1 protein-coding gene is annotated in these 329 nt (G+C 72.3%); it reads right to left on the minus strand.

Annotated elements, in window-relative coordinates; translation table 11 throughout:
* Positions 1-224 (minus strand): helix-turn-helix domain-containing protein (locus tag DWY05_RS10185; RefSeq protein ID WP_147343291.1); only part of this gene is annotated, 224 nt, incomplete at its 3' end.
* Positions 225-329: the final 105 nt, after the last annotated feature.

Consider the following 329-nt stretch of genomic DNA (forward strand, 5'->3'; position numbering starts at 1 on the left):
CAGGCCCCCGACAGGTCCGCGGGAGCGGGCTCGCCGTAGCGCGAGCGCGGCGCGGTGACGTAGCGGTGCGCCGCGACCTCCCTGGTCACGGTCGAGGGCGACCTGCCGAGCTCCGCGGCGATCTCGCGGGCGCTGCGGTTGCGGTCGAGCATCCTCTCGACCGTGTTCCTCTCGTGCCTCGTGAGCCTCCCGTACGACCTTCCGGACGGCTTGGGTCTGGACATGCCGGCCTCCCTCCATCGCGGGCCGGGGGATTCCGGCCCCTCTGGGGTTGCCTACCCGGATTCGCGCCTCAGGACTCAGCGCAACGCGTTGCGCTGAGTCCTGAG

Source organism: Collinsella sp. AF23-4AC (assembly GCF_003462685.1).
Classification (GTDB): Bacteria; Actinomycetota; Coriobacteriia; order Coriobacteriales; family Coriobacteriaceae; genus Collinsella.